We start from the raw sequence: 15150 nt of genomic DNA, 5'->3' as shown, positions 1-15150 counted from the left end.
TGGACTACACACATCGTGTAGCCAATGCAACAGCATAGAGGTATAAATTGTGAAGAAACAGTCAGGTTTTTCATTACTAGAAGTAATGGTCGTACTGGTTATCATCGGTATGATCATGTCAATCGTGGCACCAAATATCATGGGTAACCAAGAACAAGCTGCAATTGACAAAGCGAATCTTGATATCACGCAAATTGAAAGTGCGATGAAAATCTACAAGTTACAAAATAAGCGCTACCCAACTACTGAACAGGGCTTAGAAGCATTAGTTGAGAAAACGACCATAGATCCAGTACCAAAGCGTTTTCCTGACGGTGGTTTTTTAAATGAGCTTCCGTTAGATCCATGGGATAACCCTTATCAACTAGTGAGCCCAGGTGAAATCGGTAAAATCGATATTTTCTCAATGGGCCCGGATGGTGAAGTGGGTACCGAAGATGATATCGGTAACTGGAGAGATGAAGAAGACCGCTAATGTCTCAACCTATGAATTACTCAACTCAAATGCCAACAAGGTCTCGTGGATTTAGTCTACTTGAGATCTTGGTGGTTATCTTGATAATTGGCTTCTCTATTCAGCTCGTGACTTTCACTGTGGGAGAAAGTGACGAAGACCTGCTGGAGAAAGAAGCCTTAAAACTGCATGGCATAGTCAATATGGCTTCGGAGTTTGCCGTTTTGAATCAGGTTGAGTTGGGTCTTCATTTGGACAAGCGGACACTAGAGTTCTTGGTCTTCGACGGTGAGCAGTGGACTACTTTCGAAGCCGAAGAGCTTTATAAGCCTATCGAATATGGTGAAGAGTATAAGGTTGAATTGGTGTTAGAGGATTTATCTTGGGCGCAGGATAATTTACTAGAGCAATCCAATTGGCAGGAGATCATGGGGACCGGCGAAGATGATAATTTGTTGGAACTTCAAAAGAAAAAAATCCCGCAAGTACTGATTTTATCATCTGGAGAAGTGAGTGCGTTTCAAGTCACGCTTGAGTTGGCGCAGGAGCCTGAACCTGTTTATTACATTGAAGGTGAGTTTATGGCACCGGTAAAACTGCGACGGGAGCCTGAATATGATTAAGTCAAAGCAATCGGGGTTCACCTTACTGGAAGTGATGGTCGCGATGGGGATCTGCGCAGTTGCTGGTATTGCAGCATTGCAAGCGACAGGTGCCCACATTAATCATATGAGCACTATTGAGCAGCAAACCTATGCGGCTTGGGTTGCTGAAAACCAGATGGTAATGGCGCGAGCAAAAGCCAGTGGTGGCAAATGGAATGGCAAAAATTCAGACAATGGCGACGAAGAGTTTGCAGGACATACGTGGTATTGGAGCCAAAAAGTCGAAAAAACCGCGGATGCTGAGTTTGTTAAATTGACAATAGAAGTGTTTGAAGATGAGAGGCGAGAAAACTCTGTCTATGACTTAACCACTTTTATGCATAAGGGCAAAAAGTGATGTTGTCAATTAAGCGCACACAATCTGGTTTCACCCTCATTGAAGTCATGGTTGCACTGGTAATCTTGGCGTTTATCGTGACAGCTTCTCACCAGATTTTGGATACTTCTATCATGGCCAAAGAAGCATCGGATGAAACGATTGCTGAGCTTGAAGGGTTGCAAACCACCTTTCGCTTGATGGACCAAGACTTCAATCAAATGACCAAACGGGAAGTACGTAACGAAGCGGGGGACTTTAGCCCTACTTACGTTGTTCACGGCCGTTACTCATTGGAAAGCCAATATGATGGGATTGCGTTTGTACGCGATGGCTGGACGAACCCGGTGAGTTTATTACCACGCTCTGAACTGCAAGCTGTGGGCTACCGCGTAAAAGATGATAACCTTGAACGAATTTATCGCGTATATATTGACGAGTTAGATGGAGCTGAGCCACGCGCTCAGGTGCTATTAGAAAACGTTGAAGAACTTAAATTTGAGTTTTTAGACGACAAACATAAATGGCAGGATAATTGGCAGTTAAAAGCGCTGCCACTAGCAGTCGCCGTTACCATTCAAAGACAAGATTCAGAGCCCTTGCGACGTATATTTCTAACCCCAGGAGATGGCAAAGTTACACAAGCAAAAGCGGCTAGGGGCGACGGTAGCAATATCTCCAATGGGCTCGATGATAACCAAAATCGAGATAATAATGCTGGCGGCAATAATAATAACCAGCGAGGAGGCAGGCCATGAGAAAACAGCAAGGCGCTGCACTGATCATCGTATTGTTTATTGTTGCACTGGCCGCGAGCCTTGCAGCTGAGATGTCGTCTTCTTTGATGGTGCAAGTGCAAAAGGCCGCGAATATTCAAACTCATCAGCAAGCTAAATGGTATAGCTACGGCACAGAAGAATTGGTAAAAAAAGTGCTTTTAGAAAGCCGCAAAGATGATCCAGATAAAGTACATTTAGGTCAGCCGTGGGCAATTGACGAAGTTCCATACCCGGTAGATCACGGCACATTAAGCGGAAAAATAACTGATTTACAGGCGTGTTTAAACTTAAATGCGCTGAGAGCACCAAAAGAGCAAAATGCCAAGAGCAATGATACAAACCCAGCGCACAAAGCACTTTTAGAGCTTTTGAAAAACATTGAAGATCTGCCAGCTCAAGAAAGTGAAGAGGCAATGGCAGACAGTGTCTATGACTGGTTAGACGAAGACAGTATTACGTACCGTTCAGGTGCTGAAGAAGATGAGTATATGTCTCGCCAGATGCCCTACATGACTGCCAATAATTTAATGGCGTCAGAAAGCGAATTAAGAGTAATTAAAGGCTTCAACCCATTGGTAATGGAAAAGTTGTTGCCTTATGTGTGTGTTATCCCAGGCAGTACAGATTTAGCCATCAATGTAAACACGGTACTGCCTGAGCAAGCTTTATTATTAAGTGCATTACTTGATGGGTTGAGCTTATCAGGGGCTGAGGCTGTGATTGCCGCGCGCCCGGAAGAAGGATTTGATAACTTGCAAGATTTCTTTACCGAAGCAAAAAATCAAGGTGCTCAGGATACTAAAAAAGCTGAGAAAATTTTCACAATAACAAGCAATTATTTTAAGTTGCGTGCCAAGGCATCATTTGATGAGCGGTTGTTTAAAATGACCTCAATACTCGAAATAAAAGATGGTCGAGCAACTGTATTAGCACGCAAGTTTGGAGGCGTTCAGTGACAGAAAAATTATTGGTCCGTGTCGGCCAGTCACAACAGGAACCTGTCAGTTGGTTAATATGGTCTGATTCAGATTCACAGATCATTGCCAGTGGTGAGTTGGAGCACAGTGGGTTACTTGGAGAGTTAACGGAAAAAGCGTCGGGTCGCAGTGTTGCATTGCTGCTACCAGCATCAAGTGTGCAACTTAAACAAGTTGCCTTACCAACAAAGTGGAATCGCAAGTTGGAAAGGGCGCTACCCTTTATGCTAGAAGAACAGGTCGCCAGTGATATCGATGAGGTGTTCATCGCACTCGGTGAGCCGGCTACAATTGAAGAGCAGCACTATATCAACATCGCTTTGTGTGATTTAGGGTGGCTGCAAAGCTGGATGTCTGTATTTGGTGATTTTGATATTGAACCAACGGTGATAGTCCCAGATGCGTTATTGTTACCAACACCTGAAGAGGGTGCGCTGAGCGCGATTCAATTGCAGCAGCAATGGTTGTTTAAAGGTGCCCATTGGCATATCGGTGCGGTAGAACTTGATTGGGTGAATGATTACTTAATGCTCTCACCCGAGTCAGAAGTTGTACACTATAGCCCCGCTGATAGTTTAGCGACGACCAAGAGTTTAAGCGCCAAAGAAGCTGAATATGATTTACCTTTAGCGATTTGTGCACAGGGCTTAAACGCGCTACCAATAAACTTACGTCAGGGCCCATTTGCCGCGAAGAAAAAACAGCCTCAATGGTGGCGTGATTGGAAGTCTGGTGTGATTGCGGCAAGTGTTGCTTTGTTGGCATTTGTGTCAGTTAAATCTGCACAATTGTTTATGCTGCAAAGCGAAGCGGACATGTATAAAACCCAAGCTATGAGCGTATACAAACAAGCATTTCCAAATAAAGTGGTTAGGCCTCATCTGTTACGAAAACAAATTCAAGGTGAACTTGATGCGCTCAGTGGTGGCGAGCAAGGCGGCTTTTTAGAGTTGACTAACCACTTTGTATCGATTTATTCGCAAGTGGATGATTTTAGCCCAGAGACTTTCCGTTACGACCGTAAACGCAATGAGCTTAGGATCCGAGCAAAAGCGAAAGGATTTCAGATATTCAGCCAAGTGAAGTCTATTCTCGAGCAGAGAGGCATTGAAGTACAACAAGGTGCTCTGAACAATGACGGCGATTATGTCATTGGTGAAATAAGAATTAGAGGTGCAGCATGAAGCAGCAAGTGATTAATTATTGGCAATCGCTTAAAGAGCAGGAGCAAAAGTTACTCATTGTAGCGGGTGTGGTGTTTGTTGTTTTTGTGCTGGTGATGGGCGTGATAAAGCCTCTCAATGCCGGAGTCGAAAAAGCGCAAGCCGATCTGCAAAAGCAGGAAAACTTTCATGCATGGGTTTCAAAAAGTGTTGCACAATTAAAAGCCAGTGGCGCGAACCGTGCCACATCAAGTAATCAGAATTTAACTCAGTTAGTGAACCGTACTCGAGGCAGACATGGCATTCAGATAAGTAAAATGCAGCCTAGAGACAATACGCTAAGAATTAATATCGACAACGTCGAGTTTAACAAATTGGTCAGCTGGCTGGATGTACTTACGAACCAACACGGTGTAAAAGTTGCCAATCTTGATTTAGGTGAGGAGCCACAACAAGGCTATGTGCGTGTTAGTCGATTGGTGTTAGAGAATTAAATATGAAAAATGCAGTTAGTGTAGTATTGGCTTTCTTATTAGCGTTTATTGTTTTTACGGTCGTAAGCATTCCGGCACCTGTTGCTTTACAATTAGTGCAATCACATATCCCAAATAATGTGCGTTTAGGGGCGGTGACAGGCACGCTATGGCAAGGCCAAATTAGTGGTGTTAGATATCAGAATTTACAGTTTAACGATGTGAAGTGGCAGCTCAATGGCTGGGGTATATTGACGGGTCAGCTTCAGGGGAAGTTGAACTTTGGCAACCCGCGCCAAGCATCTGAAATATCTGGTCGCAGTACATTTGGAGTATCATTGTTTGGCAATGATATTGAGTTGAGTCAAACAACCTTAAGGTTTAGCGTAGAGCAAGCAATGCATCAAGTTAATCTACCCCTTCCTGTTGATGCTAAAGGTCGCATCATATTAGAGCTTGAAGAGTTTAACAGTGGTCAGCCTTATTGCGAAAACCTCAAAGGCGATATCAGCAGTCCTGAAATTCAAGTCAAAGGTATGTCAGGTTGGTTTAGCATTGGAGATTTAAGCGGTTTATTAAGCTGTAAATCAGGCGACATCGCTATTGTTGTAGAGCCTGAAAACCTACTTGGGCTTCGCGCAGATGCGACACTTGCAGAGAATATGCAATTTAAAGTTGCAGGAAACGTAAAACCTGACGCTTCACTACCTAAAGAAATTCATGAGGCGGTTAAGTATTTAGGTCGTCCGGATGCTGAAGGTCGATATCCGGTGAGTATGTAATTGATGATGGATTTTAATTACCAGCCTGCACATGAAGCGTTGCTCTCTCAATATTTGGAGCAGCGCCCAGAGGCGCTTAACTTACGTGCGCTTGAAGGTTTTTTGTTTGCCATTATTTGTAGCCCTGATGGTGTTGAACCAGAATTGTGGTTAAGTGAAGTAACCGCTGCGGATGAGCATATTTCCGAAGACGTGGTGTTTGCATTATTGGCCCTGCACCATCAAATTAGTGAACAGGTCTTTACACAGGGCTTTTCACTGCCATTCAACTTGTCATCGTCGTGGCAGGATAAACAACAATGGAGCGTTGGCTTTTTGCATGGCTGCCAAGGGTATTTGAATAAATTGAGTCACTGTGAGCAGCTCTCAGAGGAGTTGCAACAGGCGTTGGTAACCAGTACTGAGTTGTTAGGCTTTTTTAGTCTAGGAAATGAGCAAGTAGAAGCTTACTGTCAATCGATAGAAGCTGACATCAACGTATTTGTGGAGCAACAATACCAACTCGCTGCTGAAATAGCCCCCGCTTACGCTGAGCTAATAGAGCAAGTTGCTGTAAATAGTGGCTTATACGACGAGTAAAATGAAGTGTTAGTAGCTTAAGCAGGAATGCTTAAGCTACATCTAGCTCGATATGTGTGCACCCTTTGGCACATTGTGCGACAGCTTTCTCACCCTCTTTAACTGCAATATTTAAACTAATGGTGTCACCACATGTTTGGCACAATACAGTTTGCCCTTTTGATAATTTTTTGAGCAAGGCTCGCTGTTCATTAAAAGAGCGTGCTCTTAGCTTATTAAATTGTGCTATATCTATCATTAGAATTCCGCTTTATTTATAGCCTTTTTAGCTGCGTCACATATCGTTTTTAATTTAGGTCCGTAAAAGTACAAGTTCAGTTCATGCTCTTGACAATAACGCACATGAAAGACTTTTACTTTTTCGTTTGTAGCGAGTGCTGTCAGCAGGTATGCTGCTTCAGATTCAGTTAATTCAATCTCGCTGGCAATATGCTGCCTAGCTTGCTTCGCTGCAAGACTATATTGTGTTTCGCTGGTCTCTCCAAGGGTATCTACACCTTGCTTTAGCAATTTATCTCTGGGCTCTTTGATCAAAGGGTGATCAATGGTGAATAGTGCTAATACAATCAGTACAAGTAACAGATATTTTTTCATAAAGCTCGCTAATTTGATCTATTCGACTCAATCAAAGTCACAGTGTAATAAAATGCAAGAATCAAAAGCAAGCGAATTACTCAGGAATTATTCGTAGTTTTTGTCACCGTCGTGCGATTTATGGCTACGCGAAAAGCGAGCTGTTGCATATAATATCCTTAGTAAAAGTAAGGTCACTGTAGCAAGTAACCTGTCCAAGGCGCTTAAGGAGCTTGTATGGACAATAAGATCAAAATTAAAAATATTCCCGTTGAGGTCCACACGCCAGAAAACCTTCAACCTGATCGATTTAACCCTCGAAATCGAATTTATGTCCGAGCTGTTAAAGGCATGCATCAACTATTACGCCAGAAAATTGGCTTTTTAGGGATGCTAGCCTTTATGCTTCTTCCTTGGATCAATTTTAATGGACAGCAAGCCGTGTTGTTTGACCTATTTGAACAGAAGTTCAATATTTTTGGTTTGACGTTATGGCCACAAGATTTGACTATTTTGGCATTCATTTTGATGATTGCTGCATTTGCCCTATTTTTAGTAACGACCTTTTATGGTCGAGTGTGGTGTGGTTACACTTGCCCGCAAACAGTTTGGACCTTTATTTTTATCTGGTTCGAAGAAAAATGTGAGGGTTCCGCAAACCAGCGTAAAAAGTTAGATCAACGGCCAATGGATTTTGATAAGTTTCTTAGGAAAGGTGCTAAACATTTTTTCTGGGGCGCTTTTTCACTGTATACGGCTGTCACGTTTGTTGGCTATTTTACGCCGATCAGAACCTTATTACCGGACTTAATGATGCTTTCTGCAAGTGGCTATGCCACTTTGAGTGTGGTCGTATTTGCCGTTTGTACATATGGTAATGCGGGTTGGATGAGGGAGATCATGTGTTTACATATTTGCCCTTATTCGCGTTTTCAATCGGCGATGTTTGATAAAGACACCTTTACGGTCAGTTATGACAACAAGCGTGGCGAAGTGCGAGGACCGAGAGGTCGGAAACAAGATCCGAAAGAGCTTGGTCTAGGTGACTGTATAGATTGCAAGCTCTGTGTTCAGGTCTGCCCCACAGGCATAGATATACGAAATGGTCTGCAGTATGAGTGTATTAACTGTGGTGCCTGTATCGATGCTTGTGATGGTGTAATGGACAAGATGAATTACGCCAAAGGTCTCATCTCATATACCACTGAGCGCAACTTGGAACATGCAAAAAAAGTGACTAAGCCAGTGCGCACAAAACTCATTGGCTATGTACTTATTTTACTGGTGTTGACAGGTGCGCTTGCAATGAATATCGCGATGCGAAAAACTTTTGAATTGGATATTATTCGGGATAGAAATCAGCTATACCGGGTTAACTTTGACGGCATGGTTGAAAACACCTATACACTTAAATTGATCAACAAAGCACAAACTTCGCAAACGTTTTCGATCTCTGTAAGTGGATTGTCTCATTTCGAATTATTAGGAAAGCAAGCGGTTACAGTTGCAGCTGGCTCTACTTTAGATGTGCCTGTATCTGTTGTCATGGACCCCTTCGACTTAAATAAGCCAGTCACAGAGTTCCATTTTGTGCTGTCAAGCGATGGACTCTCTCAGTCACAAATATCCCAACCAACAAACTTTTTTAAAGGCCGTTGAGCCGGTGGCTTCAGGGCTTCACACTTAGTGTGTCCCTGAGGCCATAATATATTTTGCTTCCTATCATACTTCGCTTTATCCTAGTGCGCTGTGACCCACAGGCTTTATTTGCCAATACCAGAACTTTTTACTTTATAAATGGACAGCAGCAATGAGTGACTTTAGTTATCAAAACCTCACGCCAGATTTAATTTTGGATGCAATAGAGAGTATTGGTATTTATCCTGAGTCGGGGCTACTCCCTCTGAACAGTTACGAAAATCGTGTTTATCAGTTTCGCAGCGACGATGCTAAGCGTTATGTGGCTAAATTTTATAGGCCAAACCGTTGGTCTGATGAGCAAATAAAAGAAGAGCATGCGTTTTCATTTGAGTTGGCTGATTCAGAAGTGCCGGTGGTTAGCCCTATCACACGAGATGGTGAAAGTTTGTTTGAACATCAAGGCTATCGATTTGCTTTATTTCCTAGTGTGGGGGGGCGACAATTTGAAATGGATAGTTTGGATCAGCTCGAAGTACTTGGCCGTTACATTGGACGCTTGCACAGTGTCGCAAAACAATACGATTTCACCCATCGTCCAAGTATAAATACCGATAGTTATTTGACACAGGCAAGCCAAGACATTTTAAACAGTGAATGTCTGCCGCATTCGCTGCAATTGGCTTTTTCGACCGTGCTAGAGCAAGTTGTTAAAAAAACGGAAGAAAAATTTGTAGTTAATGATACGATCAGATTGCATGGAGACTGCCATGCTGGCAATATTCTGTGGTCTCAAGAACAATTGATGATCGTAGATTTAGATGACTGCCGTCAGGGACCCGCTATTCAAGATCTCTGGATGATGTTAAATGGCGATCGCCAAAATCAAGTATTGCAACTAGACACTTTGCTAGGTGGTTATGAAGAGTTTAGTGATTTAGATATGGCTCAGTTACAGCTGATTGAACCGTTAAGAGCAATGCGTATGATCCATTATATGGGGTGGTTGGCAAAACGTTGGCAAGATCCTGCCTTTCCAAGGAACTTTTCTTGGTTTGCGACAGACAAATATTGGGAACAGCAGATCTTGGCACTAAAAGAACAATTGGCCGCGCTAGATGAGCCGGCACTAACAGTTTATCCATAAAATTTAAGAGAGAAAGTACATGTTAAAATCTATTAAAGTGGCATTATTGGCGCTATGCATGCCACTTGCTGCATTCGCTGCTGAATTCAAAGAAAGTGTGCACTATGAAACACTGACTTTAGAAAAGAGCAAAACGCCCAGAGTAATTGAGTTCTTTTCTTTTTATTGTCCTCATTGTTATAAATTTGAGGGACCAGCGCGCGCTTTACAAGCGAGCTTGCCCATAACTGTGCCATTCGAAAAAATCCACGTGAACTTTATGGGGGGTATTCCGCCTGAAGCACAGTCATTTTTAAGCTATGGCTACATCATTGCGAAGCAGTTTGGTGTTGATTCTCAGGTAGTTGAACAAATCTTTAAGACCATACATGAGCAAAATGGTCGTTTTGCAAGCATGAAAGACGTTCAGAAATTATTAGAAGCGCACGGCGTATCAGCTGAGAAGTTCGACTCTGCATTGGCAAGTATGCCTGTTATCTCTGCAGAGAAAGCAATGCAAGATGAGCAAAAGAGATTCAGCGAAGCTGGTGCATTGAAAGGCGTACCTACTTTTATTGTTAACGATAAATATCGTGTTATAACGCATTCATTAAGAAGCCAAGCCGAGTTCAACGAATTAGTTAAACACTTACTAGAAAAATAATTGTCGGAGAATATCATGTTGAAATCAATTAAAGCTGCCTTGTTGGCACTTATGTTGCCATTGGCGGCCAACGCAATGACTTTTGAAGCAGGTAAACACTATGAAGTGATTGCTGAGCGTGGCACTAAAAAGCCAGAAGTGACGGAGTACTTTTCATTTTATTGCCCAGCATGTAATAACTTTGAAGGCCTAATAGATCAATTTAAGCCTAAGTTAGACTCTGGTGTTAAGTTCAAAAAAAGCCACGTTGACTTTGTTGGTGTCCGTGATCCTGAACATCAAAAAATGATTGCTACAGCATTGGCGACAGCAGAGGTATTACCTCAGAAAAAACAAATTGTATCGGCAATTTTTAGTCACATTCATACTAAGCGTGGAAAGTTTAATGAGCTTGCAGACATTAAAGATGTGTTTGTTGCTCAAGGTGTAGATGGCGCGAAATTTGACAAGATGTACAAGAGTTTTTCTGTACGTACTAAAGCCTCAAAAATGGCGAGACAGCAAAAACAACTTCAAGATAAAGGTGCTTTATCAAGTGTACCTACATTTATCGTTAATGGTAAATATAAACTGGTATTAGGTAGAAGTTCTGGTATTACAAGCCCGGATGATATCGCTAAACTAATTAACTACTTGGCGAGTAAATAACAAAACGTTTGGCATACAAAAAACCCCGCATGTGCGGGGTTTTTTGTTCTAGGGCAAAGTGACTTACTTACGAGTTAAAAATACACCTGATTCGACATGGTGCGTATAAGGGAACTGATCAAATATAGCTATTCGCGAGATAGTATGCGTCTCAGTTAATATCTCGAGGTCCCGCTCCAGTGTATCTGGGTTGCAAGAAATGTAGATAATATTGTCGTAGTTACTCACTAAGCGACAGGTTAGTTCATCCATGCCTGCACGAGGTGGATCAACTAAAATTGTCTGACAGTTGTAGGATTGTAAATCTATTCCGTTGAGTCGAGAAAAGGTGCGTTTGCCTTGCATTGCGTCAGTAAACTCTTCACTCGACATGCGAATAATATCGAGGTTACCGACTTGGTTCGCTGCAATATTGTACTGTGCAGAATGGACTGATGATTTTGATATTTCAGTTGCAAGAACGCGGTCGAAGTGCTCAGCTAAGGCGATAGAAAAGTTACCATTACCGCAATAGAGCTCCAGCAAATCATTTGATAGTGGGACCGCGATGGATTTTGCCCATGACAACATTTTTTCATTCACTTTGGCGTTAGGCTGTGTAAAGCTATTTTCTACCTGTTGGTAAATATACTCTTTACCATCTACATTGAGCCTTTCAGTCACAAAGTCATCACCAAAAACGACTTTTTGCTTTCGCGCGCGGCCAATAAAATCAATTTTATATGTTTCTTGTAGCTCAGCTCTAAGCGCAGTCATCGCTTGTTGCCAGTCATCATCCAACTTTTTGTGGTAAAGCAAACTAACTAATATCTCACCACTGAGTGTTGAGAGGTAGTCGATTTGAAATAGCTTACGTCTCAGAATTTCATTGTGACGTAATTTATTCATCATCACTTGCATAAGCTCATTGACCAATGGAGCACCAGGATCAAATTGGTCAACGCGTATTTTCTCTTTGCTTTGTTGATCAAACATTATGTGATACAAGTCTTCACCATCGTGCCATACTCGAAATTCACAGCGTTGCCTGTAGTGACTTTTTTCAGAGTCATAAACCTCTAATTCAGGTGCGTTAAAGCGTGCAAATTGCGTGCTGATGCGCTGTTTTTTTTCTGATAGCTGTTGGCTATACAAAGAAGTATCAATATTGATCACGGCCATGCTGAGATTACCTTTATGTATTGCAAGGAGGCGCTATTTTAGGTGGCGAGGAACATTTGTCCAGTGCTTACCATTAAAATTGCACTTTTATTGAACAAAATAGCTTTAGCTTTGGCGTATATGGCCGATAATTAACTGATAGGGTATAGCGGAGAGCAATCATGAAGATCGGACAGTTGAATCAGCTGTTAAACCCAGCGATGCAGCACAATGCTGCGAAAGCTAAACCGACCATTCCTAATATCTCAATAAACTCCGATGTTTATCAAGGTAATAAGTCTCAGGTCGCAGCGAAAGTGCTCGATGATAAGTTGGCGCAAGCGCTTGGCATTGAAAAAAAAGAAGAGCAAGAAAAACCGCTCTTTGATTTCGAAGAGATTGTCAAAAATGTCCTTGGCTTTGTGCAAGGTGCAATTAACAAAGCAAAAGCTGATGGCAAAGATGATGACACATTAAAAGGTATGTTTGAGCAAGCCCGCAAAGGGGTGCAAATGGGGATTGATGAAGCGACCGATGAATTAACCGAATCTGGTTTATTGAATGATGACATCACAGAGGGAATTGAAAAGTCCAAAGAGGGCATCTTTAAAGGCTTGGATGAATTTGAAAAAGAGCTATTTGATCCAAGCCCTCAACATTTGTCAGTGAGTGCGGCTCAATTTGCGAGTTTATCTAATAAAGCTGAGTACGCATTTACTACCGCAGAAGGCGATGAAGTAGTTATTTCATTTAGCGATGCTTATAGCCAGTCACGTGCAGCTAGCTACGAGCGGGATGGAAACAATGTCGGTTTTGCCTATGGGGAGAGTCAATCTCAAGAAGTGAGCTTCTCTATAAGTGTCAATGGTGAGCTTAATGAAAAAGAACAAGAAGCCATTAATGCGATGATGGAAGATATTCGAGATGTCAGTGATTCGTTTTTTGCGGGTGAATATGATGAAGCGTTTGAACTTGCTCAAGGGTTAAGTCTTAACAGTGAACAAATATCAAATTTCACGATGGATTTAAGGCAGAGTAAAACATCAGCGGCTATTGCACAGTATCAACAAAGTAACCCAATGAAAGAGTTGGAGCAGGCGTTTGCACCACTTGATAAGAGGCTCGAAGGAATTAACGCCGATGCGGAGTCTTTGGGAATACAAGCACAATTGCCAGATATTATGGCCTGGATGAATGAAGGGCAGCAAAGGCTCAATCAGTTTTTAGATTATGCACAATCCTATTTTGGAGCGTTAAATAATAAAGCTGAAACGCAAAATAGCTAGATAGCTTGCGCGGCGCAGTTTATTTTATGTGTATAGCATGGCAAACTTCAGTCCTCGTTTTTTGGGGGATTGAAGTTTGCCGCATATATTAGTTTTTGATTCAGGAATTGGTGGGACAAGTGTTTTATCAGAGCTTCAGCAAAGGCTTCCTGAGGCACGATACAGCTATGTAATGGATAATGCGCTTTTACCCTACGGACTCCAGTCACAAGAAACAATTACCAATAGGTTAAAATCACTGTTGTTTTGGATACACCAAAATGACCTGAACGTTGATATTATTGTTATTGCGTGTAATACAGCTTCTACCTACGCGTTAGAGACTGCCAGAAAGCACACTGAAATCCCAATCGTTGGTGTGGTGCCTGCCATTAAGCCTGCAGCTCATAGTAGCGTCAATAAACACATTGGGCTCCTTGCAACGCCCGCGACTTCTAAAAATGCATACACAGCTAATTTGATTTCAAATTTTGCACAAGAATGTAGAGTAGATATTTACCATTCGACAGAATTGGTCAATATTGCTGAGTCTTATTACTGGCATAGAGAATTACCCTATGAGCGGTTGAAAGAGGAACTGAAACGCTTAAAAGTAAATCCTTGCCTCGATAGACTCGTCTTAGGTTGTACTCATTTCCCAATCATTAAAGAGGCACTGAAAGAGCTTTTGCATAATGAAGTTGAATTGGTGGATTCAGGTTACGCAATTGCAAAGCGGGTAGAGTATCTATTAATGCAAACAAGTAGATTCTCGATGGTAAGTAGCGTAAGTAGCCAAACAGCTGTTGAAGCAGAAGAGATAGCGCCACCTCAAATTGACATGACGCATTGGTACGCGACACACACAAATGGCGCCGCACAGTTTTCAAAGCTGCAGTTAATTAAGCTAGAGAATTAGGCTCCGATTCTTCTTGCTTTTGCTTTGCTTCGCGGACTTTTAAAGTACGCTGTTGAAATTCCATTTCATTGAGTTCTTTAATTGCCTTGTTTGCATCGCTTTCAGACATTTCAACAAAACCAAAGCCTCTTCTTTTCCCAGTATTTTTATCTTTTAATAAACGAACAGAGAAAACTTGCCCTTTTTCTTCAAAAAGCTCTCTAACTGCTTGTTCATTTGCTCTATAGGGTAAATTACCTACATAAAGCGTTTTAGTTGGAATTGTGTTGCTATTGTCCGGCTGCGCAATAGTTGTTTTATTAATTGTTAGTGCTACCAGACCACCTACCACAATACCAAGTGCAAATAAAATCGCGGAGTCGATTTGGTTATTTGCGAATAAAAACGTCACTATCGCATACCCAAGAATTGCGAGTATAAAAATAGTAACGAGTGTTTTACGACCTGAAGAATTCATAACGATCTACCAATAAACAGTGAATACACATTAATTTAACAAAGAAAGGTTGCTATCTTAACGACTTAATTAAACATCGCAATAATAAAATATAGATGTTGTGTAAAATTATGCCGATTTATTGAGCTTTAGGCGCCTTAAGGTGTGGTTTTGTTTGGATTTTGAGCGTTTGAATGTTTTTTTAAAAGTTTAATAAAAAAACGCTTGCGCGTTTTAAAAATCCCCCTATAATGCGCACCCACTGACACGGAACAACACGCTGAAAAGCAAGAAGCAAAGTGAAGGTGAAAGTTAAATGGAAAGCTTAATTAAGAAAAATTAAATTTTCTAGTTGACTTTAAAAGTGAAGCGGTTAATATGGCGCTCCACTTCGCAGCAACGCTGCGGTAACTAACCAAAGGTTAGTTACATTGTTCTTTAAAAATATGAAGCAATCATCTGTGTGGGCACTCGTACAGATTGAGTTCTAACAGCTCTTGATTCAGGAGCAAAAGAATTAGAGTCTCAATTTCTTATGAGTGACTATATAGTC

Annotated in this window: 19 protein-coding genes; 15 read left to right on the top strand and 4 right to left on the bottom strand. The window is 41.7% G+C overall.

The window, feature by feature from the left end; all coding sequences use genetic code 11:
* The first annotated feature begins 49 nt into the window (after positions 1-49).
* From gspG to QNM18_RS18345, 9 genes are read left to right on the top strand one after another with little or no spacing between them, the layout of a single operon-like run.
* Positions 50-475 (top strand): type II secretion system major pseudopilin GspG, encoded by a 426-nt coding sequence (gene gspG, locus QNM18_RS18385; RefSeq protein ID WP_063359140.1) that lies wholly within the window; start codon positions 50-52, stop codon positions 473-475.
* Positions 475-1077, top strand: a complete 603-nt coding sequence (locus QNM18_RS18380; protein ID WP_247687551.1) for a prepilin-type N-terminal cleavage/methylation domain-containing protein — start codon at positions 475-477, stop codon at positions 1075-1077. Before gspG ends, QNM18_RS18380 begins: the two co-directional genes overlap by 1 nt.
* Positions 1070-1456: a type II secretion system minor pseudopilin GspI gene (gene gspI / locus QNM18_RS18375; protein WP_284138086.1), complete on the top strand. Its 387-nt coding sequence runs from the start codon at positions 1070-1072 to the stop codon at positions 1454-1456. The genes QNM18_RS18380 and gspI overlap by 8 nt, the downstream gene beginning before the upstream one ends.
* Positions 1456-2193, top strand: a complete 738-nt coding sequence (gspJ, locus tag QNM18_RS18370; protein ID WP_211013076.1) for a type II secretion system minor pseudopilin GspJ — start codon at positions 1456-1458, stop codon at positions 2191-2193. Before gspI ends, gspJ begins: the two co-directional genes overlap by 1 nt.
* Complete coding sequence (gene gspK, locus QNM18_RS18365) at positions 2190-3170, top strand: type II secretion system minor pseudopilin GspK (RefSeq protein WP_211013058.1); 981 nt, start codon at positions 2190-2192, stop codon at positions 3168-3170. The genes gspJ and gspK overlap by 4 nt, the downstream gene beginning before the upstream one ends.
* Complete coding sequence (gene gspL / locus QNM18_RS18360) at positions 3167-4375, top strand: type II secretion system protein GspL (protein WP_211013059.1); 1209 nt, start codon at positions 3167-3169, stop codon at positions 4373-4375. Before gspK ends, gspL begins: the two co-directional genes overlap by 4 nt.
* Positions 4372-4848 (top strand): type II secretion system protein M, encoded by a 477-nt coding sequence (locus QNM18_RS18355; protein WP_284138085.1) that lies wholly within the window; start codon positions 4372-4374, stop codon positions 4846-4848. Before gspL ends, QNM18_RS18355 begins: the two co-directional genes overlap by 4 nt.
* 2 nt (positions 4849-4850) lie before the next feature.
* Positions 4851-5609, top strand: a complete 759-nt coding sequence (locus QNM18_RS18350; RefSeq protein WP_284138084.1) for a type II secretion system protein N — start codon at positions 4851-4853, stop codon at positions 5607-5609.
* Positions 5610-5612: 3 nt separating this feature from the next.
* Positions 5613-6188 (top strand): UPF0149 family protein, encoded by a 576-nt coding sequence (locus QNM18_RS18345; RefSeq protein ID WP_284138083.1) that lies wholly within the window; start codon positions 5613-5615, stop codon positions 6186-6188.
* Positions 6189-6219: 31 nt separating this feature from the next.
* Here QNM18_RS18345 and QNM18_RS18340 read toward each other — a convergent pair whose 3' ends face one another.
* Together QNM18_RS18340 and QNM18_RS18335 are read right to left on the bottom strand one after the other, a co-directional pair.
* Positions 6220-6426: a hypothetical protein gene (locus QNM18_RS18340; RefSeq protein WP_247687552.1), complete on the bottom strand. Its 207-nt coding sequence runs from the start codon at positions 6424-6426 to the stop codon at positions 6220-6222.
* A complete protein-coding gene (locus tag QNM18_RS18335) occupies positions 6426-6782 on the bottom strand; it encodes a hypothetical protein (RefSeq protein WP_284138082.1) in 357 nt (118 codons plus the stop codon). Before QNM18_RS18335 ends, QNM18_RS18340 begins: the two co-directional genes overlap by 1 nt.
* A 216-nt stretch (positions 6783-6998) precedes the next feature.
* Between QNM18_RS18335 and ccoG the strand changes: the two genes are divergently transcribed.
* From ccoG to QNM18_RS18315, 4 genes are all read left to right on the top strand, one after another.
* On the top strand, positions 6999-8420 hold the full coding sequence (gene ccoG / locus QNM18_RS18330) for a cytochrome c oxidase accessory protein CcoG (RefSeq protein WP_284138081.1): 1422 nt from the start codon (positions 6999-7001) through the stop codon (positions 8418-8420).
* 151 nt (positions 8421-8571) lie between these two features.
* Complete coding sequence (locus QNM18_RS18325; protein ID WP_284138080.1) at positions 8572-9546, top strand: serine/threonine protein kinase; 975 nt, start codon at positions 8572-8574, stop codon at positions 9544-9546.
* 19 nt (positions 9547-9565) lie between these two features.
* Positions 9566-10189: a thiol:disulfide interchange protein DsbA/DsbL gene (locus QNM18_RS18320; protein WP_211013066.1), complete on the top strand. Its 624-nt coding sequence runs from the start codon at positions 9566-9568 to the stop codon at positions 10187-10189.
* 15 nt (positions 10190-10204) lie between these two features.
* On the top strand, positions 10205-10837 hold the full coding sequence (locus QNM18_RS18315; protein ID WP_023400641.1) for a thiol:disulfide interchange protein DsbA/DsbL: 633 nt from the start codon (positions 10205-10207) through the stop codon (positions 10835-10837).
* A gap of 63 nt (positions 10838-10900) precedes the next feature.
* Here the strand turns inward: QNM18_RS18315 and trmA are convergent, their stop codons facing one another.
* Positions 10901-11998: a tRNA (uridine(54)-C5)-methyltransferase TrmA gene (gene trmA / locus QNM18_RS18310; RefSeq protein ID WP_211013067.1), complete on the bottom strand. Its 1098-nt coding sequence runs from the start codon at positions 11996-11998 to the stop codon at positions 10901-10903.
* Positions 11999-12159: 161 nt separating this feature from the next.
* Here trmA and QNM18_RS18305 point away from each other — a divergent pair, with 161 nt between their 5' ends.
* Together QNM18_RS18305 and murI are read left to right on the top strand one after the other, a co-directional pair.
* Positions 12160-13263, top strand: a complete 1104-nt coding sequence (locus QNM18_RS18305; protein ID WP_284138079.1) for a DUF5610 domain-containing protein — start codon at positions 12160-12162, stop codon at positions 13261-13263.
* Positions 13264-13339: 76 nt separating this feature from the next.
* Positions 13340-14161 carry a glutamate racemase gene (gene murI, locus QNM18_RS18300; RefSeq protein ID WP_211013069.1) on the top strand — a complete coding sequence of 274 codons (822 nt, stop codon included), beginning with the start codon at positions 13340-13342 and terminating at the stop codon, positions 14159-14161.
* Here the strand turns inward: murI and QNM18_RS18295 are convergent.
* Positions 14145-14618, bottom strand: a complete 474-nt coding sequence (locus QNM18_RS18295; RefSeq protein WP_211013070.1) for an RNA recognition motif domain-containing protein — start codon at positions 14616-14618, stop codon at positions 14145-14147. The genes murI and QNM18_RS18295 overlap by 17 nt on opposite strands.
* Positions 14619-15150: the final 532 nt, after the last annotated feature.

The organism is Pseudoalteromonas obscura (assembly GCF_030135505.1).
Taxonomy (GTDB): Bacteria; Pseudomonadota; Gammaproteobacteria; order Enterobacterales; family Alteromonadaceae; genus Pseudoalteromonas; species Pseudoalteromonas obscura.
The sequence above is the reverse complement of the archived record's forward strand: the minus strand, read 5'-3'. Positions and strand labels throughout refer to the sequence as shown.

Coding starts and splice junctions, on each gene's coding strand:
- gspK (WP_211013058.1), top strand. CDS start 2,190: ATGAGAAAACAGCAAGGCGCTGCACTGATCATCGTATTGTTTATTGTT.
- QNM18_RS18350 (WP_284138084.1), top strand. CDS start 4,851: ATGAAAAATGCAGTTAGTGTAGTATTGGCTTTCTTATTAGCGTTTATT.
- QNM18_RS18295 (WP_211013070.1), bottom strand. CDS start 14,618: ATGAATTCTTCAGGTCGTAAAACACTCGTTACTATTTTTATACTCGCA.
- ccoG (WP_284138081.1), top strand. CDS start 6,999: ATGGACAATAAGATCAAAATTAAAAATATTCCCGTTGAGGTCCACACG.
- QNM18_RS18340 (WP_247687552.1), bottom strand. CDS start 6,426: ATGATAGATATAGCACAATTTAATAAGCTAAGAGCACGCTCTTTTAAT.
- trmA (WP_211013067.1), bottom strand. CDS start 11,998: ATGGCCGTGATCAATATTGATACTTCTTTGTATAGCCAACAGCTATCA.
- gspJ (WP_211013076.1), top strand. CDS start 1,456: ATGTTGTCAATTAAGCGCACACAATCTGGTTTCACCCTCATTGAAGTC.
- QNM18_RS18315 (WP_023400641.1), top strand. CDS start 10,205: ATGTTGAAATCAATTAAAGCTGCCTTGTTGGCACTTATGTTGCCATTG.
- gspI (WP_284138086.1), top strand. CDS start 1,070: ATGATTAAGTCAAAGCAATCGGGGTTCACCTTACTGGAAGTGATGGTC.
- QNM18_RS18305 (WP_284138079.1), top strand. CDS start 12,160: ATGAAGATCGGACAGTTGAATCAGCTGTTAAACCCAGCGATGCAGCAC.
- QNM18_RS18320 (WP_211013066.1), top strand. CDS start 9,566: ATGTTAAAATCTATTAAAGTGGCATTATTGGCGCTATGCATGCCACTT.
- QNM18_RS18355 (WP_284138085.1), top strand. CDS start 4,372: ATGAAGCAGCAAGTGATTAATTATTGGCAATCGCTTAAAGAGCAGGAG.
- QNM18_RS18380 (WP_247687551.1), top strand. CDS start 475: ATGTCTCAACCTATGAATTACTCAACTCAAATGCCAACAAGGTCTCGT.
- QNM18_RS18325 (WP_284138080.1), top strand. CDS start 8,572: ATGAGTGACTTTAGTTATCAAAACCTCACGCCAGATTTAATTTTGGAT.
- QNM18_RS18335 (WP_284138082.1), bottom strand. CDS start 6,782: ATGAAAAAATATCTGTTACTTGTACTGATTGTATTAGCACTATTCACC.
- QNM18_RS18345 (WP_284138083.1), top strand. CDS start 5,613: ATGATGGATTTTAATTACCAGCCTGCACATGAAGCGTTGCTCTCTCAA.